Annotated in this window: 16 protein-coding genes; 13 read left to right on the top strand and 3 right to left on the bottom strand. The window is 45.0% G+C overall.

Annotated elements, in window-relative coordinates; all coding sequences use genetic code 11:
* Positions 1 to 80: 80 nt before the first annotated feature.
* Positions 81 to 719, bottom strand: a complete 639-nt coding sequence (locus FE394_RS07315) for an ArsR/SmtB family transcription factor (protein ID WP_319925740.1) — start codon at positions 717 to 719, stop codon at positions 81 to 83.
* 155 nt (positions 720 to 874) lie between these two features.
* On the opposite strand from FE394_RS07315, the gene FE394_RS07310 reads away from it, so the two are divergent.
* The 10 genes from FE394_RS07310 to FE394_RS07265 all read left to right on the top strand — a co-directional run bounded on the left by FE394_RS07310 (position 875) and on the right by FE394_RS07265 (position 13692).
* Positions 875 to 1372 (top strand): DUF2938 domain-containing protein, encoded by a 498-nt coding sequence (locus tag FE394_RS07310; RefSeq protein ID WP_319925739.1) that lies wholly within the window; start codon positions 875 to 877, stop codon positions 1370 to 1372.
* Positions 1373 to 2031: 659 nt separating this feature from the next.
* Positions 2032 to 5490, top strand: a complete 3459-nt coding sequence (locus FE394_RS07305) for a non-ribosomal peptide synthetase (protein WP_319925738.1) — start codon at positions 2032 to 2034, stop codon at positions 5488 to 5490.
* Positions 5487 to 7166, top strand: coding sequence for a GMC family oxidoreductase (locus FE394_RS07300; protein WP_319925737.1), 1680 nt, complete (start codon positions 5487 to 5489; stop codon positions 7164 to 7166). The genes FE394_RS07305 and FE394_RS07300 overlap by 4 nt, the downstream gene beginning before the upstream one ends.
* Entirely contained in the window at positions 7156 to 7899 is a 744-nt protein-coding gene (locus FE394_RS07295) for a thioesterase II family protein (RefSeq protein ID WP_319925736.1), read from the top strand. Before FE394_RS07300 ends, FE394_RS07295 begins: the two co-directional genes overlap by 11 nt.
* 2 nt (positions 7900 to 7901) lie before the next feature.
* Positions 7902 to 9038, top strand: coding sequence for an acyl-CoA dehydrogenase family protein (locus tag FE394_RS07290; protein ID WP_319925735.1), 1137 nt, complete (start codon positions 7902 to 7904; stop codon positions 9036 to 9038).
* A gap of 70 nt (positions 9039 to 9108) precedes the next feature.
* Complete coding sequence (locus tag FE394_RS07285) at positions 9109 to 10002, top strand: GNAT family N-acetyltransferase (RefSeq protein WP_319925734.1); 894 nt, start codon at positions 9109 to 9111, stop codon at positions 10000 to 10002.
* A 67-nt stretch (positions 10003 to 10069) separates the two neighbouring features.
* Complete coding sequence (locus FE394_RS07280; protein WP_319925733.1) at positions 10070 to 10534, top strand: group II truncated hemoglobin; 465 nt, start codon at positions 10070 to 10072, stop codon at positions 10532 to 10534.
* 35 nt (positions 10535 to 10569) lie between these two features.
* Positions 10570 to 11412: a metallophosphoesterase family protein gene (locus FE394_RS07275; protein WP_319925732.1), complete on the top strand. Its 843-nt coding sequence runs from the start codon at positions 10570 to 10572 to the stop codon at positions 11410 to 11412.
* 99 nt (positions 11413 to 11511) lie between these two features.
* Positions 11512 to 12087, top strand: coding sequence for a flavoprotein (locus tag FE394_RS07270; RefSeq protein ID WP_319925731.1), 576 nt, complete (start codon positions 11512 to 11514; stop codon positions 12085 to 12087).
* Between the two features lie 303 nt (positions 12088 to 12390).
* Positions 12391 to 13692, top strand: a complete 1302-nt coding sequence (locus tag FE394_RS07265) for an MFS transporter (protein WP_319925730.1) — start codon at positions 12391 to 12393, stop codon at positions 13690 to 13692.
* 66 nt (positions 13693 to 13758) lie between these two features.
* On the opposite strand, the gene satP is transcribed toward FE394_RS07265, so the two are convergent.
* On the bottom strand, positions 13759 to 14331 hold the full coding sequence (gene satP / locus FE394_RS07260; RefSeq protein ID WP_319925729.1) for an acetate uptake transporter: 573 nt from the start codon (positions 14329 to 14331) through the stop codon (positions 13759 to 13761).
* Between the two features lie 343 nt (positions 14332 to 14674).
* On the opposite strand from satP, the gene dnaK reads away from it, so the two are divergent.
* The 3 genes from dnaK to FE394_RS07245 all read left to right on the top strand — a co-directional run bounded on the left by dnaK (position 14675) and on the right by FE394_RS07245 (position 18857).
* The gene (dnaK, locus tag FE394_RS07255; RefSeq protein ID WP_319925728.1) at positions 14675 to 16585 is read left to right on the top strand and encodes a molecular chaperone DnaK; all 1911 of its coding nucleotides are present in this window, start codon (positions 14675 to 14677) and stop codon (positions 16583 to 16585) included.
* 114 nt (positions 16586 to 16699) lie between these two features.
* A complete protein-coding gene (gene dnaJ / locus FE394_RS07250) occupies positions 16700 to 17836 on the top strand; it encodes a molecular chaperone DnaJ (protein WP_319925727.1) in 1137 nt (378 codons plus the stop codon).
* A gap of 283 nt (positions 17837 to 18119) precedes the next feature.
* Positions 18120 to 18857, top strand: a complete 738-nt coding sequence (locus FE394_RS07245; protein WP_319925726.1) for a hypothetical protein — start codon at positions 18120 to 18122, stop codon at positions 18855 to 18857.
* 36 nt (positions 18858 to 18893) lie between these two features.
* On the opposite strand, the gene FE394_RS07240 is transcribed toward FE394_RS07245, so the two are convergent.
* A complete protein-coding gene (locus FE394_RS07240; protein ID WP_319925725.1) occupies positions 18894 to 19739 on the bottom strand; it encodes a DMT family transporter in 846 nt (281 codons plus the stop codon).
* Between the last annotated feature and the right edge of the window lie 91 nt (positions 19740 to 19830).

Raw genomic sequence — 19830 nt, 5'->3', positions numbered from 1 at the left:
GTTCTGATCAAATTCAGAACCTCTGTGGATAAGCTTTTAATCTGATAACACAAATTAAAATTGGTTTTTAAGACTTCACTTCACTTCACTTCAATTCGCATTCCCGCGTCTTTCCAACCCGAGAATCCTTTTTTAAATCGGCGGGCCTGAATGCCTCTGGCACGGAGCAATTCAAGGGCATTGGCAGAAAGTACGCAATAAGGACCACGACAATAGGCGATTAGATCCTGATGGGAAGTCAATTCGTCCAGCCTGTTTTCCAGTTCATCGACCGGAATATTGATGGCTTCGGGCAAATGACCTTGCTCAAATTCCTCTTTTGGCCTGACATCAAGTAAAGTCATGCTCTTTTCTTTGATCCTGTCCAGCAACTCTTCCCAAGAAATCGCTTCCTGATTGCTCGTATCATCGATCAACCTGCGCATTTCTATCCGGTTAAATTCAGCATATTGCTGGAGCGCAGAAATAATTTCCAGAACAGGGCCTTCTCCCCGACGATAAAGCACATGTTTACCCGATTTTCGGGATTGAAGTACTCCGACTCGCTTGAGGTGTTGAAGATGCTGGGAAGTATTGGCAATGGACAAGCCGGAAAGCTCCGACAAACGTTCAACAGATTGCTCTGTATCAGTCAGGCACTCAATCAGTGTCAGTCGATGGGCATTTCCCAGTACTTTGGCAATTTCTGCAATCTCAACAAGAATTTGTTTATCAAACATTGACTTCAAGCTTCCAATATTATTACATTCAATAAATTCATTGAGTGTGATAATATCAGAGTTTTTCAGGCATTTCGAGTGCTGACGACGCCCAATGGTGAAGGGTATCGGTGACTAACTGTTTTAGATAGCCAAAATTCGGAGGATAGCAACAAATGAATGAAGGATTGGAATTTATTGTTCGCTCTGTATTGATTGGAGCCGGAGCAACGGTTGTAATGGATCTATGGGCTGTTTTCGTGAAACGTTGTTTCGGTATCCCCTCGTTGAACTACAGCATGGTGGGACGCTGGATTGGGCATATCCCAAAAGGGAAACTGACCCATACAAGCATTCTACAGGCTGAGCCGGTAAAAGGTGAAACTGGTATTGGCTGGTTCGCCCACTACTTGATTGGTATCATTTTCGCGGGACTCCTTTTATCAATTTGGGGACTGGATTGGGCAAAAGATCCCACGTTCCAGCCCGCTTTAATTATCGGTATTGCCACTTTAATTGCTCCTTTTTTCATTATGCAACCCGGAATGGGGATGGGCATTGCCGCTGCCAAAACCCCCGCCCCTAATACAGCCAGATTAAGAAGTCTGATGGCTCATACCTCTTTTGGTGTTGGCCTGTATTTAGCGGCTATCTTCTTTACATTATTTTCTTAATTACCTACCTAAATGACCGCCGATAAATTTCATCTATTTATCGGCGGTCATTATTTCTTAATATCCCTCGCTTTATTTTCTTTCTCTTTACTTTACTTTACTTATCCATTATTTATTTTCATTTCGAAACCAAAACCAACACCTTCATTAATATAAAAGTTTCTCACGCAACAAAAAATGAAAAACAAGAAAACAAAACTTATAAATACATAGACTGTCGTTATTATAATAAATATTATTCATTCGATATCGTTATTAGATATGATTTATGGTTATAAAAATGTTGCATTTATATAGACCAATAAATACCATCAAACAAAAATACAAACCCATAAGTAAACATTCCAGCTATATCTTTATTTTTGGGATTGTTTCATTTTAGTCCTAAAAAATCATTGCAAACAACTATACCCAATGGATTTTAATTTGCAGCGCGACGGCAAAGGAACGACAAATTCGTCGGGAACGAATTTGACCAGCCAAAGGCTGACCTCCGGTGAGAGGCAGGAGCCTCTCATTAATCCCCGGGAGCATAGCAAACTATGTAACTGAGGTGAGTGAGCGTAACCAACAAAGCCGCAACTTAAAAGACGACAGGTATAAATAGAAATATCACATAGAGAAATAACCATTTCTCGGTTACATGTAGGAGATAATGCATGCAACATTTTCTCAAAGCATTGCAAGAGTTTGGATTGCAAGTTTCTGTTTCTCCAAATTTATCTGAACTAGAAAATAAAAATACAGATATAGAAACTTCTCAACTGAAAAAACAGATTAATGCGATGCTTAGAAACGTCCTGCCATTAAATTTGTCTATTCCAATAACTTCACAAGCAGATGTGTCTGATATTGAAGACTTTCCATTAACGGATATTCAATATGCTTATTTGATTGGGCGTAATCCGGGATTAGAACTAGGCGGATTAACCAGTTGTTTATATATGGAGCAAGATGTCAAGGCGTTAAATATTACGGCATTAAATAACTCCCTGAATAAAATAATTGATTATCACCCTATGTTACGGGCCACTATGTCTTTGGATGGTCAACAATGTATTTCATCCATTCCATTCTCCTATATCATTTCTATTCTGGATGGCAGGAAATGGTCGGTTTCAGAAAAAGATAAACAACTGGCAATAATTCGTCAGGAAATGGAAACTCAATTATTGCCCGTGGATAAAGCGCCCACATTCAATATCCGGGCAACAAGATTGAGTGATGATATTACCCGATTGCACATCTATTTCGATTTGATGTTTGTCGATATGCATAGTGTCCATTTGATAATGCGTGACTGGTGGCAGCTCTATCAGGGACATGAATTGCCCGTTTTGCCTACCCACATGAATTTTCGCAATTACATCAGGTTGGAACGCTATCTACAGGGACAATCTCAGGGGCTGAGTGACAAAGCTTATTGGGAGCAGCAACTCGAGAATTTACCCCCTTCTCCTGAGTTGCCGTTAAAAAATGTTCCTGAGCTGATTTCCCCCCCTGTGTTCAAACGCTACAGCCGAAAAATCGCTGCGGAGACGTTACTGGCTCTCAGAGAAAAAGCTGAATTGCATAAGCTGACACTGGAAGCCGTGCTTTTGGGTCTGTATGCCGAAGTTCTTCGCCAGTGGTCGAAACGCCAGACTTTTACCCTGACTATCACCCAATTTGGCCGACGTCCGTATTTTGCAGGAATTGAAAATGTGGTCGGCAATTTCCTGCAACCTATGTTATTGGCAATAAAAGGGACCGGGGAAGAAAATCTCAATGATCGTTTGGTACAGATCCAGACTGATTTAATGATGAATCGTTGGCACTCCTCTTACAATGGTGTGCAAGTCCTGAGAGAGCTGACTCGTCGTAATCATGGCCGCCGGGCAGCAGCACCAGTGGTATTCAGTAATACACTAACCTCTGATTTAGACGATGTTGTCACAGATCCGGGCTGGACGGACGCCACACAAGTTTATAGCAGCAACCAAACTCCGCAGGTCTGGCTGGAAAACCAAATTGTCCGTGTTGATGGCGTTGTCCAGATTAACTGGAATACCGTCAGTGAATTATTTCCTGATGGCACAGTGGAAGCCATGTTGGATGCTTATCTGGCGCTGATTACGACTTGTGCAGAAGACCATTCAGTTTGGGATAAAACGGCATCATTAGTGACATTACCCGCATCAGATCTGGCCGAGCGAGCAGAAGCCAATGCAACAGGTATCGATTTTGATCTCAAGTTGCTGCATGAAATGGTTTTGCAGGCGGCAACAAAATTCCCCGATACCATTGCAATGGTTCAGGGAGAAAAGCAAATCACCTATGCTGAAATGGTGAACAGAGCCAGCGTAGTTACGCAGAAGCTCCGTGCTTCTGTCTCAATTGAACCCAATGATATTGTTGCCGTCTCCCTGCCACAAAGCCCGGAGTTAGTGATCGGATTATTAGGCATTCTGATGTCAGGGGCTGCCTACGTAGCAATCGATCCCCAACTTCCTGCCGAACGCCGCATGAGTTTACTGAAACGGTGTTCAGCCAAAGGGATCATCACTGACAGCAATGTATTTAAACACGATGAGTTCGGCAATTTACTCCGGATCAATCTGGATGAATGTTCCATACCCGAAAGTATGGATATGGGGCAAATGACATCAATACAAGGCTTAGATGATCTGGCTTATGTCATCTTTACCTCCGGCTCAACCGGGGAACCCAAAGGCGTCATGGCTTCCCATCGTAATGCCGCAAATACCGTGTTTGATATTAATCACAAATTCCGTGTGACGGAAAAAGACACCGTACTATCTGTCGCACCTGCCGGATTTGATTTATCTGTCTATGACTATTTCGGACTATTGGGCGTAGGGGGCAAAGTCATCTTCTCGATGCCTGAAACCGCCAATGATCCGGTAATTTGGCTGGAAACGCTGGTTAAACACCAAATCACTATCTGGGATAGCGTTCCCGCTCCCGTTAAAATACTGGTAGACAGAAATGGCTCTGCACTGGGAGAAACCAAGCTAAGGCTGATCCTGATGAGCGGTGACTGGATACCCGTCGATCTGCCGGAACGCATTCGGGAAAATCTGCCAGATACCGCGATCATCAGTCTTGGCGGAGCCACTGAAGGCTCTATCTGGTCAATACATTACCCGATTGAAAAAATTGATAAAAACTGGAAGAGCATCCCGTATGGCAAACCGCTGGCAAACCAGACTTTCCATGTTTTAAATAACTGGCTCCTCCCCTGCCCCAAATGGGTGACAGGTGAACTCTATATCGGCGGAGACGGCGTAACCCAAGGCTATTTAGGTGATACCGAAAAAACGGCTCTGCGTTTCATCACTCATCCCGCCACAGGTGAACGGTTGTACAGAACAGGGGATCTGGGACGTTATATCGCGGGTGGCCTGATAGAAATTCTGGGGCGCGAAGATAATCAGGTGAAAATCAATGGATATCGCATTGAATTAGGCGAAATTGAAGCCTGTCTCCTGAGCCATGAAAATGCCGGTCACGTCGTCATTGATGCGCCTGTCCATGCAAAGACCGGGCAACGGCATATCGTCTCCTATATTGTACCGACTGTTGTACCGACTGCTGTACCGACGGCAACGAAGTCGTCAGATGATCCACGCCATCTTCAGGATCAGGATTTTCAGGAACAACATTTCCAGGAACAACATTTCCAGGAACAATTGAGGGAGATAGCCCGAAAAACACTGCCTTCCTATATGGTGCCCAGCTATTACATTTTGCTGCCCCATATGCCATTGACCAGTAACGGTAAAATTGACCGCAAGGCTCTGCCTCTTCCCTGGTCTGATACTGAGGAACATACCGATTCCGTCACTGAACCCGCGAATGAAATAGAAGCGAAAATCCTGAAACTCTGGCAGGCACAACTTCAACATGATGATTTTGATGTCACTGATGGCTTTTTTGATATCGGTGGTGACTCGCTGCATGCCGTTGGCTTACTCAGTTCGCTGCGACAGGAGTTTAAGATCACACCAGTGGGTGAGCAGGATATCATCGAAGGGCTATTCATGAACTCCAACATACAGTCCTTCTCCCGCATCATCGAAACAATCATTCAGTCTCAAACGGTGAATGAGCTATGACCAATAAATACGATTATATTGTCGTCGGCGGCGGCTCGGCGGGATGTGTTGCTGCATCACGCCTGTCTGAAAATGGGATGAAATCCGTACTGCTGATTGAAGCAGGCCACGCATCCGATGTCCATAATCCGACCAGTCCGCTCAACGATGCGTCAAGACTGGTATTGGAAGGATATAACTGGGATTACGAGGCCAACGTGCGCAATGAAGATCGGTTCGCCGATCTCATTCCTCCTTCCGTTAAATCGCAGGATGACAAGCCTTCTTCCCGCAAACATAAGGAACGCAAGCCATTCAATTATCGGGTAGGGAAAGTGCTCGGCGGATCTTCCGCAGTCAATGGTGCTATTGCGCTAAGAGGGTTTCCGAGCGATTTCAATGAGTGGGCAACAATGGGCTGCCCCAATTGGTCTTGGGAAAAAGTGTTGCCGTGGTTTAAGCATCTGGAAAATGATGTCGATCGTGTTAACGATGATAATCACGGCTCACAAGGGCCAATGTGCCTACGCAGGCCGGCGGATGGAGAAATCCATCCCCTCGATATGGCTTTTGCCCATGCCTGTGAGCAATCAGGTGTTCCCTATGTTGATGATCTCAACATCGGAGAAGAACCCGCAGTTGGCCCAGTACCCGCCAATGTCATTCATGGTGCGGAACGAGTTGACGTATATCGTTCTTATCTTGAACCCAACCTGAACAGAGAAAATCTGCATGTCATGACTGAGGCGCTGGTTGCACAGGTAATCTTTGATGGCACAGCGGCCTCTGGAATAAAAGTTATTCAGGCAGGAAAAGAGCTGATTTATCAGGCAGAACAGATTGTCCTCTGTGCGGGTGCGATTGGTTCGGCTGCTTTATTGCAACGATCAGGCGTGGGTGACCCAAGCCATTTGAAAGCACTGGGGATCTCCGTTGTTGCCGAAGTCCCGGCCGTTGGCAGAAATCTGACTGACCATGCTTCCGTCGTACTCTGGGCATTGCCCAAAGCGGGTGTCTGTACAACCGGACTACCGTGGCGACAAATTGCTGCCCGTATCAGCAGCGGCTATGACGAAAAAGTCGATGTACAAATTGGTTTACTGAATAACGTTGCCAGTGACACCGTGCCGGGATTCAGAGATCGCGTTGCTTATCCCATGTTGGTTGGGGCTTCCGTGATGCTGATGCGTCCTGAAATACAGGGCCGCGTTTTCATCAGTTCAGCCGACCCTTCGGTACTGCCTCAAATCGATTTGCCATTGATCCGCAACCCAGCCGATATCGCTCGCCTTGTCGGTGGTGTTCGCAAGATCTGGGAAGTGCTGCGACATCCAGAAGTGGATACCTTCCTTGATGGCATTCAATTTTGGTCACATTCCATGATTTATAACGACGAAATCATGACGAGTGCCATTAAAAATCTGGTTAATCCGGGTTGGCATGCGTCTGGAACGCTCAGAATGGGTGCCAGTGACGATCCGGATAGTGCCACTCAGGAAGATGGACAAGTGCATGGCATCACTGGTGTGACGGTCGCTGATGCGTCTTTGTTCCCCACTATTCCCTCCATGCCAACCAATCTGACAACCATTATGGTCGCTGAACGCATTGCCAGTTTTTTGATTAAAAAGGAAACGATTAAACAGAAAACGATTAAACAGGAAACCACCAGCGAACGGAGGGCAAATGGAGATTAATTGCAGGCGTGTTATTTATGCCTTTCCTCATGCAGGAGCAACAACGACGATTTATCGCCCCTGGCTGAATGATCTGATGGCAACCAAAGCGGCAATCTTGCAGCCCGTCGCCATTCCCGGTCGTGGTCATCTGGCAAAAGAGCCGGAAATTCACGATCTCGATTTACTGATTGAACGACTGGCATCAGATATCTGGGACGATCTCCAACAGAAACAAACGCAGGGGAGCACCGAATGGATCACCTTTGGTCACAGCTTTGGTGGGGTGCTGAGTATCGCGGTTGGTCAGGCAATCGTGAAAAACTATGGCACATCCCCCCTCTTTGGCGTGATATCCAGCTCTGTTCCGCCTCATATTCAACAGAAAGATGAACGGCATCAATGGACAGATGAACAACTGATTCAGAAGGTCAAAGAAGATCAAGGAACACCTGAAGCCATTCTGAACGAACCTGCGCTGATAAAGCCAATCATCAGGCAACTACGCAGTGATTACCTGATCCGGAGCCAATTTCCTCAACTTAACGAGATACAAGTGGACTATCCATTGGCGCTCATTTCAGCCACCCAAGACATTTATGTCACTTTGGCAGACATGAACGCGTGGAAACTTTATACCTCTAAAAATACCTCTCACAATACTTCACACACACGTATTGAAGGGGATCACTTCGCTGTGTATCGCCATTGGGATGCTATCAAGCAAATACTGCTGACAAAGAATCTGGAGTAAATATGCGTGTTGAGACTGATAACTTTGATAATTACCGTAAATCTTGCCGTGAATTCCTTGAACGTGAAATTGTGCCTGAACATCAGGCGTGGGAAGAGAACGGGCTGGTTGAGCGCTCTTTTTGGGAGAAATTAGGCAAATCAGGATTGTTGGGTATGAGCGTCAACCCTGAATTCGGCGGGCAAGGCAAACATGATTATCGATTTGCGGTGATCCTGACAGAAGAACTGATCAACGCAGGTGTAACCGTGCCCGGGATCGTTGCCCATAATGATATCGTTGCCAGCTACATCTTTGCCCTCGGTAATGGAGAGCAGAAGAAGAGATGGCTGCCAGAGCTATGCAGCGGAAAACGGGTTGCCGCCATTGCCATGACAGAACCCGGTGGCGGTTCCAATACTGCTGACATCAAAACCGTAGCTACGCGACAAGGCGATGATTATCTGGTCAATGGCAGCAAAGCTTATATCACCAATGGCATCAATGCGGATTTAATCGTTGTCGCTGTCAGAACGGAAGAAGGAAAACAAGGTCAAGGCATCAGCCTGCTGGCCATCGAACGGGATATGCCGGGATTTTCCAGAGGGGAGCCATTGAAGAAAATCGGCTGGAATGGCAGTGATACGGCTGAACTTTTTTTCCATAACTGTAAAGTCCCTGCCACAAACCTGATAGGCCGCGAAAACCTCGGTAATTATTACTTCATGTCAGCGATGCCCCGTGAGCGCCTGAGTATTTCAACGGTAGCCGTTGCCAGCGCAGAATCTATTTTGCAGCACACATTGGAATATGTGAAAGAAAGAAAAGCCTTCAACCAGTCCATCGGCTCTTTTCAATACAACCGTTTTATGCTCGCTCAATTAGATACCGAAGTAAAAATTGCACGGGTTTATCTCGATAATGCCGTTGATCTGTTTAACCAGGGTCTTTTCAGTTTGGTCGATGCCGCTCGCATCAAATGGTGGACAACCGAACTTCAAATGAAAGTGGCGGATCGCTGTCTGCAATTGCATGGAGGGATGGGGTATATGCGTGATTCTGTTGCCGGCAAAAACTGGCTGAATAGCCGTGCTCAAACCATTTACGGCGGAACCAGCGAAATACTGCAAGAAGTCATCAGTAAATCAATGGGGCTTTAGTATTTCAGAGGATTCGCATCCGAGGGGATGCGTATTTGAAAGGATTTATATTTGAGGAGGTATATTGACGATGAATCAGAAGAGTAACAAAGCATGTCTGATCAAATCAGTGAATGCCAGTCAATGGAATTCTATTATTCTCGGTTGGGCAAAAAAAGAAAACTGGGACATGAATGCCGATGATACAACCAATTTCTTTAATGTCGAACCAAACGGTTTTTTTATCACCTATCGTGGTGAGCAGCCCATCGCAACCATGTCGATGGTGAATTATTCAGATACCTATGCCTTTGGTGGCAATCTCATCATTCCGCCAGAATTCCGCAATCATGTTTGTTCAGGAAGAATATGGAAGCCCACTATTGCCTATGCAGAACATCGCACTATTGGCTGTGAGGGTAACGAGGATATATCCGGACTCTATGAAAAAAGAGGGTTTGTTATCCATCATCGTAATGTCAGGCTTTCTGGTGCCATCCAGCAAAAAGTTGTCCCGCCAGCAGGCGCGACTGTTATCACCCAAGCCAATATCGCTGAAGTCATTCAGTATGATGCCGAATGCCTCGGCTTTTATCGAAACAAGCTACTGGCTGATTGGTTCTGGGGAGAACAGCGTTTTGGATTTTGCACCTACACCAGAACAGTCACCAGAACAGGCACCAGAACGGGAATTTCCGGCATCATTGGTATCCGAAAATCCCAGAATGGTTACCGGATAGGGCCTTTCTATGCCGATAACGCGGAGGCTGTTGAAACACTCTTTCTTACAGCACTGGCACAAATTCCTGCTGGCACAAGTGTATCAGCGGATGTTCCTGAAACCGATAACAACGATTTTCTCCTGCTGGCCCATGAATATGGGCTACGGAAGCTCTTTCACACGTACAGAATGTACAAAGGCAACGATGTGCCAAAGGGACGGCAGGATAAAGTCAAAGCGACCATGTCCTTGGAGTTGGGATAAAGATATCAAAACGCGGTTATTGCACGGATCAGAGCATCATTAACGTATTTATATGAGAGGTTATGTTATGGCAAATGAAGCACCAACCTTACTTGAATGGATGGGTGGCCGTGAGGTGCTCATGAAATTGATGGACACCTTTTATGCCAAGGTTGAAAAAGATGAGCTGCTTGCCCCACTGTTTCAACACATGAAAACCGACCATCCCGGCCATGTCGCCATGTGGTTGGAAGAAGTCCTCGGCGGAGAAGAGCGCTATACCAACGAACGTGGCGGATTCAAAGTCATGATAAGCCGTCACAGAGGCAGAAGCATTCAGCCTGAGCAGCGGAAAAGATGGGTAGATTTACTGATGCTGTCTGCTGATGAAATCGGCTTACCGTCAGACCCGGAATTTCGTTCCGCCTTTGCGGGTTATATCGAATGGGGATCCCGCAGGGCTGAAGCCAACTCCCAGCCCAATGCCGCACCATCACGCCGTGAAACCGTACCGAAATGGGGCTGGGGAGAAGCACCTCCGGGAACGCCCTGATTTTTGATAAAAATTGACGAAAGTGAGGTAAAACCATGCTGTTGGCTGTCAGTGACTTACATGTATCTCATGCAGCAAATCGGGAAATAGTCGAGTCTTTCTGGCCATTAACACCCGACGATTGTCTTCTGCTGGCAGGCGATATTGCAGAGCAGGAGGCAGATTTTACATGGGTCATAAGTACACTTTCCCAACGGTTTGCCCAAGTCGTCTGGACACCGGGTAATCATGAACTTTGGTGCACTCCCAAAGATCCATTGAAGCTGCCCGGTGTACTGCGTTATGAACATTTGGTCAACATCTGTCGACAGCATAAAGTGCTGACACCTGAAGATGAGTTTTATCGTTACCGCATGGGGGATGGTACAGCAATCACCATTGCCCCTATCTTTACGCTATACGATTATTCATTCAGAAATTCCGGTGATTATACCGAGGATCAGGCGATAGAACGTGCCCGTCGTTGCGGCGTCATGAGTTCCGACGAATTCTTCCTGAAAACCTATCCCCATAAAAATATTATCGATTGGTGTCGGGAGCGTATCCGATACACCGAAAAACGCTTGAATACCATTCCAGATGGAGAAAACATCGTACTAATGAGCCACTTCCCCATTATCCGAAAACCGCTCGAATCTTTACGCAATACCGAATTTTCTATTTGGTGTGGCAGTGAGAAAACACATAAATGGGCATCAAGGAAAGGAGTGCGCATGGTGGTATACGGTCACCTGCATATTCCCAATATCGAATATATTCAAGGTATTGCTCATATTGAAGCCTCGTTGGGATATCCACGGGAATGGCGGGAACATAACAGGCATTCTTACTTGGTGAAACTCGATGAGTTACTGGAATATACCACTGAATATCAATAACAAACTATTTTCGATAACAAACCATTTTCGCTAATAGGTCATTCCGATAAGACATTCAGATAAGACATTTCGATAATAAAAAATAAGGCTGACTCATCCATGAAAAATGATGAAATGACTCAACAAGTAAAACCCCGAATTTTAATTGGGGCAACAGGATCGGTAGATATCACCCTTCTCCCCAGATATCTTTCGGCCATTAAAGCCACGATCGACTGCACATTGACAGTGTTGATGACGAACAGTTCGACGACCTTCCTGCCTGCGGCAACCGTGGCACTCTATGCGGATCGAGTCATCAGTGGTGAAATGCCACAGGATTGGCCGACAGACAAACCTTCACGGATTGTTGCAGATCATGACATCATGGCTGTTTTGCCTGCAACAGCAAACACACTTGCAAGTGTTGCCCACGGCAGCGCTCCCAACCGATTAACGACGGTCATTCTGGCTTCTACGTTTCCGGTACTGTTTTTCCCCGTGATGGGTAGTGTAATGTGGGAAAAAAATGCGACACACCGCAATATCAACCAATTGCGCGATGATGGCTATCACGTCATTGAGCCTGTGTGGCACGAAAATTTTGATGCATCACTGCAACGAATGGTTGGACACCCTTCATTACCAGACATTGAGACAGTCATTTCATTGCTAAAGCAGCATATGCCCGAATAATTTTTTAGGTATATTTTTTTAGGTATATTAAGGAAGAGAATTCAGCCTTCTTGCTTAACAGAACAAAATTGTTAATCAAAATATAGCCGTGTACTCTTCCCTTCAATCTCGTTGATATACAGCAATAATCCTTCTCTTTGTCCAAATCCAACCTATATATCATCACAATAGTTTCATTCAAAAAATTGCAGAATAAATACCTTTTAATATAGCATAAGTCTTATTTTCACCTGACCCTACTCTAGATCGAGTCATCGAAAATAATCATAAAAATCTCATTTTATAACTATAAATCGGTAACTTATGTCACAACATCACAATCGTTCATTAAACAAACAAGACTATAAAACTCTGTCCTTAGCTGCTTTAGGTGGCGCTCTGGAGTTTTACGATTTTATTATCTTTGTGTTTTTTGCCGTTACGCTTGGAGAGCTGTTTTTCCCTGCGGATATACCCGAATGGCTTAGACAACTGCAAACATTCGGCATTTTTGCTGCGGGTTATCTGGCCCGGCCTTTAGGTGGGATCATCATGGCCCACTTTGGTGATTTGGTCGGCCGCAAAAAAATGTTCTCGCTCAGTATATTACTGATGGCCTTACCGACACTCACTATCGGGATGCTACCGACCTATGATGCTATTGGCATTACTGCGCCTGTCCTTCTCTTACTGATGAGGATCATGCAGGGCGCGGCAATTGGTGGCGAAGTGCCCGGGGCATGGGTCTTCGTGGCAGAGCATGTTCCCCGCAAACGCATCGGCTTTGCCTGTGGTATTCTGACCGCAGGACTGACTATTGGTATTTTGTTTGGCTCTCTCGTGGCAACCATTATTACTTCCATTTATACCAAGCAAGAAGTGTTGAGCTGGGCATGGCGTCTGCCATTCTTTCTCGGTGGGATCTTCGGACTGTGTGCCATGTATCTGCGTCGCTGGTTACACGAAACCCCTATCTTTAAGGAAATGCAGGAACGCAAAGCGTTGTCTGAGGGATTGCCGCTGAAATCCGTGGTGTTCAATCACAAACGTGCCATTGCTGTTTCCATGCTACTGACATGGTTACTGTCCGCTGGCATCGTAGTCATCATTCTGATGGCACCAACCTATATGCAGACAGTATTCCATCTGGAACAATCACTTACCCTGAAAGCAAACAGTCTGGCGATTATCTCACTGGCGATTGGCTGTATATCTGTAGGATATCTATGTGATAAATGGGGAGCGAGTATCGTATTGATCACGGGTTGTCTTCTATTGGCCGCCACAACATGGTTTTTCTATCACAATATCAGCCATGAACCGATTAAATTGTTCAGCACATACGCCATCGTTGGACTGTCTGTCGGCGTGATCAGTACAACTCCGTTCGTGATGGTTAACAGCTATCCAGCAGAAGTCAGATTCAGTGGCATTTCATTTTCATATAATGTGGCCTACGCCATTTTTGGTGGGCTGACTCCGATCCTCATTACCCTGCTACTGAGATATACCTCTCTGGCTCCCGCCTACTATATTTTGGCCTTATCGGCTGTCGGTATTTTATTGGGACTGTATCTGAGGAAAGGTACGGTGTGGGAAAAACAGATAGGGAATAAAGCAGAGTAATTGGCACAGTCAGGAATGGTGATTTAAGAACAGGATGAGTGTTTATGCTCACCCTGTCCTTAAAAGTTAAGCGTGTTTCACTTCACCAATCGGCAAAATAGTACGGCCATATTGTTCATTCAGAACTTCAGCCATTGCCAGATAGAAAGCACTCGCTCCACAGATAACACCCTCAAAACCCGCAAAGGTCAGGATGCCGGCATTGCCTGTGATATTGCCAACCGCCAGCAAGGCGAACAGCAAAGTCAGACTGCCAAACACAAATTGCAGGGCACGGTTAGCCTTCAACGTACCAAAGAACATGAACAGGGTGAAAACGCCCCACAGAGCGAGGTAAACACCGAGGAATTCATGGCTGGTAGCTTCAGCCAGACCCATTGTCGGCAGGAAAAGCACACCAATCAGGCTCAACCAGAACATACCGTAGGAGGTAAATGCGGTTGCAGCAAAAGTATTCCCTTTTTTGTACTCAAAAATGCCTGCGAGCACCTGAGCCAAACCACCGTAAAAAATTCCCATACTCAAGATAACAGACGTCAATGGGAAAAAACCTGCATTGTGCAGATTCAACAAAATGGTTGTCATGCCAAAACCCATTAAACCCAATGGGCCTGGGTTCGCCAACTGATTAGAATGCATACTTCCCCTAGAAAATAAAACAAAGAATAAAAAAGTTTTCGTGGCACGTTTCCGCACCGAGAAGCCATAAAAGGCGGCGAATCATAATGTGATGGCATCAACTTCACAATGGCCCCCGAAAAATTTTTTTGACTAAACCCCATTTTTTTTCAGTCAGCCCCTTGATGATGAGATGAATGACCCCATCTAAGTCTCAATTACAGTTACTGCTAATTATTTCGGCATTAACCGAAAACATAAAATGAGGAATTTCTGGCAATCAGTGCCATTGAAAAGAAAACATTCGTCCTCATATAGCTTAGTAACTTACCGAATATTATGAATTCTTTGTGGAGGCGTTTAGATGGGTAAAATTATTGGTATCGACTTGGGAACTACCAACTCTTGTGTAGCAATTATGGACGGCACTACTGCTCGTGTGCTTGAAAACAGCGAAGGTGACCGTACCACACCTTCCATCATCGCATATACTCAGGACGGTGAAACTCTGGTTGGTCAACCAGCTAAACGTCAGGCTGTTACTAACCCGCAAAATACTCTGTTCGCAATCAAGCGTTTGATCGGCCGTCGTTTTCAGGACGAAGAAGTTCAGCGTGACGAAGCCATCATGCCATACAAAATCATGGCTGCGGATAACGGCGATGCATGGCTGGAAGTGAAAGGCCAGAAAATGGCACCACCTCAGATTTCTGCTGAAGTTCTGAAAAAAATGAAGAAAACAGCAGAAGATTATCTGGGTGAGCCAGTTACCGAAGCGGTTATCACCGTTCCTGCATACTTCAACGATGCGCAGCGTCAGGCGACTAAAGATGCAGGCCGTATCGCAGGTCTGGAAGTTAAGCGTATCATCAACGAACCAACCGCAGCCGCTCTGGCTTATGGTCTGGACAAAGAAATCGGCAACCGTACCATCGCAGTTTATGACTTGGGTGGCGGTACTTTCGATATCTCGATCATCGAAATCGACGAAGTTGATGGCGAAAAAACTTATGAAGTTCTGGCAACCAATGGTGATACTCACTTGGGTGGTGAAGACTTCGACAGCCGCATGATCAACTATCTGGTTGACGAGTTCAAAAAAGAACAAGGCATCGACCTGCGTAACGACCCACTGGCAATGCAACGTCTGAAAGAAGCGGCAGAAAAAGCGAAAATCGAGCTTTCTTCTGCACAGCAGACTGACGTGAACCTGCCATACATCACCGCAGATGCGACCGGTCCTAAGCACATGAACGTTAAAGTTACCCGTGCGAAACTGGAATCTCTGGTTGAAGATCTGGTAAAACGCTCGATCGAGCCTCTGAAAGTTGCACTGAATGACGCTGGCTTGTCTGTATCTGACGTACAGGACGTGATTCTGGTTGGTGGTCAGACTCGTATGCCAATGGTGCAGAAAGCAGTAGCAGACTTCTTCGGTAAAGAGCCACGTAAAGACGTGAACCCGGACGAAGCAGTTGCGATGGGTGCAGCGGTTCAGGGCGGTGTACTGGCAGGTGACGTGAAAGACGTTCTGCTGTTGGACGTAACACCTCTGTCTCTGGGTATCGAAACCATGGGTGGCGTAATGACTGCTCTGATTTCCAAGAACACGACTATTCCAACCAAGCATAGCCAAGTGTTCTCTACAGCAGAAGACAACCAGTCTGCGGTAACCATCCACGTACTGCAAGGTGAGCGTAAACGCTCCAGCGATAACAAATCTCTGGGTCAGTTCAACCTTGACGGCATTCAGCCAGCAATGCGCGGTACTCCACAGATCGAAGTGATTTTCGACATCGATGCTGATGGTATCCTGCACGTTTCTGCGAAAGACAAAAACTCGGGTCGTGAGCAGAACATCACCATCAAGGCTTCTTCTGGTCTGAACGAAGAAGAAATCCAGCAGATGGTACGCGATGCTGAAGCAAACGCAGAAGCTGACCGTAAGTTTGAAGAGCTGGTTCAGGTCCGTAACCAAGCTGACCAATTGATTCACGGTACTCGTAAACAAGTTGAAGAAGCTGGTGACAAACTGACTGCTGACGAAAAAGCGGCAATCGAGAAAGCCTCTTCTGAGCTGGAAACTGCTGCGAAAAGCGAAGATAAAGCTGAAATCGAAGCGAAAATTCAGGCTCTGGTTGAAGCATCCCAGAAACTTCTGGAAATCGCACAGCAACAAGCTCAGGCTGGTGCTGCTGACGCAGGTGCAGGCAGCGCGAAGAAAGAAGACGACGCTGTAGACGCTGAATTCGAAGAAGTTAAAGACAAAAAATAATAGCCCTTAGCGGGCAAAGTAACAGAAAGTAACAGGGCGCCTGTTACTTGTTAACTGGCACGGGCGTTGAGGTAACTCTACGCCCGTGTGTGCGTGTTAAGGGTAAACAATACAATGGCAAAAAAAGACTATTACGAAGTTTTGGGAGTCTCCAAAACCGCAGACGAAAAAGAGATAAAAAAAGCCTATAAACGGCTGGCAATGAAATATCACCCTGACCGTAATCAGGGCGATAAAGAAGCAGAAAGTAAATTCAAAGAAATTAAAGAAGCCTATGAGATCCTGACGGATTCTCAGAAACGTGCTGCTTATGACCAATATGGTCATGCTGCCTTTGAACAAGGTGGTATGGGCGGTGGCGGTGGTGGCTTCGGTGGTGGAGCTGAATTTAGCGATATCTTTGGTGACGTTTTCGGAGATATTTTCGGTGGCCGCCGTCAGCAACAGCGCGCTAGCCGTGGCTCAGATCTGCGTTACAACATGGAACTGACACTGGAAGAAGCTGTCCGTGGTGTGACCAAAGAGATCCGCATTCCAACACTGGAATCCTGTGATAGCTGTCATGGCAGCGGAGCGAAGTCAGGCACTAGCCCGGAAACCTGCCCAACCTGTCACGGTGCAGGCCAGGTACAAATGCGCCAGGGTTTCTTCGCAGTTCAGCAACCTTGTCCTCAGTGTCATGGACGTGGAAAAATCATCAAAAATCCTTGCGGTAAATGTCATGGACATGGCCGGGTTGAAAAATACAAAACCCTGTCTGTTAAAATTCCGGCAGGCGTTGATACCGGTGATCGCATTCGCTTGGGTGGTGAAGGTGAAGCAGGTGAACATGGTGCACCAGCAGGTGATTTGTACGTACAGGTTCAGGTCAAGGCTCACCATATCTTCGAACGCGATGGTAGCAATCTCTATTGTGAAGTACCGATCAACTTCGCAACTGCGGCATTGGGCGGCGAAATTGAAGTCCCTACCCTTGATGGCCGTGTCAGCCTGAAAATTCCTGCTGAAACTCAGACTGCCAAGCTGTTCCGCATGAAAAGCAAAGGTGTTAAATCCGTCCGCGGTGGTGTTCAAGGTGACTTACTGTGCCGTGTTGTTGTGGAAACACCCGTTAAGCTGAACGAAGAGCAGAAAGAGCTGATGCGTAAATTAGGTGAATCCTTTGGCGGAAAAAGTGGTGAAACCAATAGCCCTCGCTCCAAAAGCTTCCTTGATGGCGTGAAAAAGTTTTTTGATGATTTGACTAAGTAATTTAATACGTTAGTGAAATTTTTTTTAATAATCCCTACTTATTATCAATAAATTAGAAGGATAATAAGGAGGGATTTATTAATAAATTAATTTATTAACTTTACCCTCAACCTTGTGTTCTTTCAGGTAACACTAGCATCCCCAATTCTCTGATTGAAGTCTTGCTAAAAATGGAGCAGACTGTCTTGCATGGTAATAATGACATTATGACTCCTTTCACACCCCATACTAACATTACATAAAGTTCACAGTCCTAATTATAAACTATTATGAGGTTAGAATTATGATTGAAAGTATTTTACAAGATGCAATTAAACATTCTCGGACTATTTTTCGAGGAAAATCATCAAATAAAATGTATCGTGATATTACGAAATTGCATCAACATAAAAAGGAAAGGTATACACCAGAAAGTATCAGAAACAGGGAGGATAGGCAGGATGAATTTTCAGAGGGATTATCAAATATAGAACATATTACTGATAGATACCAATATGCCTTATCTAGATTTAATTCTGGTAAAGAATTAGTGGGAAATTGTGGTGAATTAACAATAGCAGTATTCAATTACTTAGCTAACACTCGATCCCATGATATTTTAAGATGGTTTAATCAGAATGGTAAACGGGATGAAAGTAATATAACGAGACCCGTTTATATACTTTTTCTTATGTTCGATGATCCTTATGATCATTGTATTGCTGTTATCACTCAACCTGAACAAATGCATCATATTCCCGATATAAATAAGGTATATAATACATTACCCGATAATTCTTGGGTATGTGACTCATGGGCCAACATAGCTTGCGCATCTGAAGAGTATATTACCCGATGGAAAATTAAGATGTTGAGATGGGATTTAGTAGAAAAAACAACTTCCATATATCAACCGGAACAGACTCTTGATTATCCATCTCCATTAAGACCACGTAACCTTCACGCTATAACCCGCAGCAAAAAAAGAGTGAATTATATGGCTGTGATACAACCTAATGGAATAATGCAGATAATACAGTAATATTGAAGTATCATACATTATTTCTCCAACAGAATATTACCCTAATTTCGTACCAATGACCCCTAACACAATCACAACACACGCTAATAATCGCATTTTACTAAAAGGCTCTCGCAAAATAACAACTGATAATAACATCGCAAATAACACGCTGGTTTCACGCAATGTCGCCACCAGCACGATGGGCGCATGGCTCATTGCCCAAATAACAATGCCATAACTTAAAAATTGCATTAGCCCGCCTAAAAACCCTTGTTTCCAATATTGGCGAATGCTTTTTCCGGCAGTATTTCGATACTTAAAATACATGATCACACCCATTACCCAGCCATTAATCGCAAACAGCCAAAAAATATAAGTTAACGCATTATCACTGATACGGGAGCCTGCACCATCAGACAAGGTATAACAGGCAGTAAATACCGATGTTGTGATTGCCGCAATCAATGTTTTGCGATCCAGCCGAATGGATTTTTTTCCATATGGAAAAGCAATCAGAATAATCCCTGCAATAATTAATCCCACTCCCAGAATTGCGAAAGGCGGCAACATTTCCTGCAAGATTAACCAACTCAATAAAGCAGTGATTAATGGCGCACATCCTCTGGCAATCGGATACACCTGACTTAAGTCTCCCGTAGCATATGAGCGGCTTAAAAACAGACAATAACCTGTATGCAAAATAGCAGATAATATTAACCACGGCAGAGAGGAAAAAGTTGGCAACCCAACCCAGAATAATCCTGAAGTTGCAATCACTCCGGCAAAAAAGACGATAATCGAAATACCCAAGAACCGATCAGCACTAATTTTTACTAAAGCATTCCAACTCGCATGCAATATAGCTGCACCAAGAACGGACAAGAAAATTAAGGTCGTCACAAGATATTCTACTCACATCGTTAGGGAGTTGGTTATAAAATCATCTTCTGTTACGCAATGCAATTTATCAATATCTCAACATATTGCTTTC

The organism is Xenorhabdus littoralis (genome assembly GCF_033949345.1).
Classification (GTDB): Bacteria; Pseudomonadota; Gammaproteobacteria; order Enterobacterales; family Enterobacteriaceae; genus Xenorhabdus; species Xenorhabdus littoralis.
The sequence above is the reverse complement of the archived record's forward strand: the minus strand, read 5'-3'. Positions and strand labels throughout refer to the sequence as shown.

Excerpts from the sequence above, each read along its gene's own strand:
- dnaJ (WP_319925727.1), top strand. The coding sequence starts at position 16,700 with ATGGCAAAAAAAGACTATTACGAAGTTTTGGGAGTCTCCAAAACCGCA.
- FE394_RS07315 (WP_319925740.1), bottom strand. The coding sequence starts at position 719 with ATGTTTGATAAACAAATTCTTGTTGAGATTGCAGAAATTGCCAAAGTA.
- FE394_RS07270 (WP_319925731.1), top strand. The coding sequence starts at position 11,512 with ATGAAAAATGATGAAATGACTCAACAAGTAAAACCCCGAATTTTAATT.
- FE394_RS07310 (WP_319925739.1), top strand. The coding sequence starts at position 875 with ATGAATGAAGGATTGGAATTTATTGTTCGCTCTGTATTGATTGGAGCC.
- FE394_RS07245 (WP_319925726.1), top strand. The coding sequence starts at position 18,120 with ATGATTGAAAGTATTTTACAAGATGCAATTAAACATTCTCGGACTATT.
- satP (WP_319925729.1), bottom strand. The coding sequence starts at position 14,331 with ATGCATTCTAATCAGTTGGCGAACCCAGGCCCATTGGGTTTAATGGGT.
- FE394_RS07280 (WP_319925733.1), top strand. The coding sequence starts at position 10,070 with ATGGCAAATGAAGCACCAACCTTACTTGAATGGATGGGTGGCCGTGAG.
- FE394_RS07300 (WP_319925737.1), top strand. The coding sequence starts at position 5,487 with ATGACCAATAAATACGATTATATTGTCGTCGGCGGCGGCTCGGCGGGA.
- FE394_RS07275 (WP_319925732.1), top strand. The coding sequence starts at position 10,570 with ATGCTGTTGGCTGTCAGTGACTTACATGTATCTCATGCAGCAAATCGG.
- FE394_RS07265 (WP_319925730.1), top strand. The coding sequence starts at position 12,391 with ATGTCACAACATCACAATCGTTCATTAAACAAACAAGACTATAAAACT.
- FE394_RS07290 (WP_319925735.1), top strand. The coding sequence starts at position 7,902 with ATGCGTGTTGAGACTGATAACTTTGATAATTACCGTAAATCTTGCCGT.
- dnaK (WP_319925728.1), top strand. The coding sequence starts at position 14,675 with ATGGGTAAAATTATTGGTATCGACTTGGGAACTACCAACTCTTGTGTA.
- FE394_RS07305 (WP_319925738.1), top strand. The coding sequence starts at position 2,032 with ATGCAACATTTTCTCAAAGCATTGCAAGAGTTTGGATTGCAAGTTTCT.
- FE394_RS07285 (WP_319925734.1), top strand. The coding sequence starts at position 9,109 with ATGAATCAGAAGAGTAACAAAGCATGTCTGATCAAATCAGTGAATGCC.
- FE394_RS07295 (WP_319925736.1), top strand. The coding sequence starts at position 7,156 with ATGGAGATTAATTGCAGGCGTGTTATTTATGCCTTTCCTCATGCAGGA.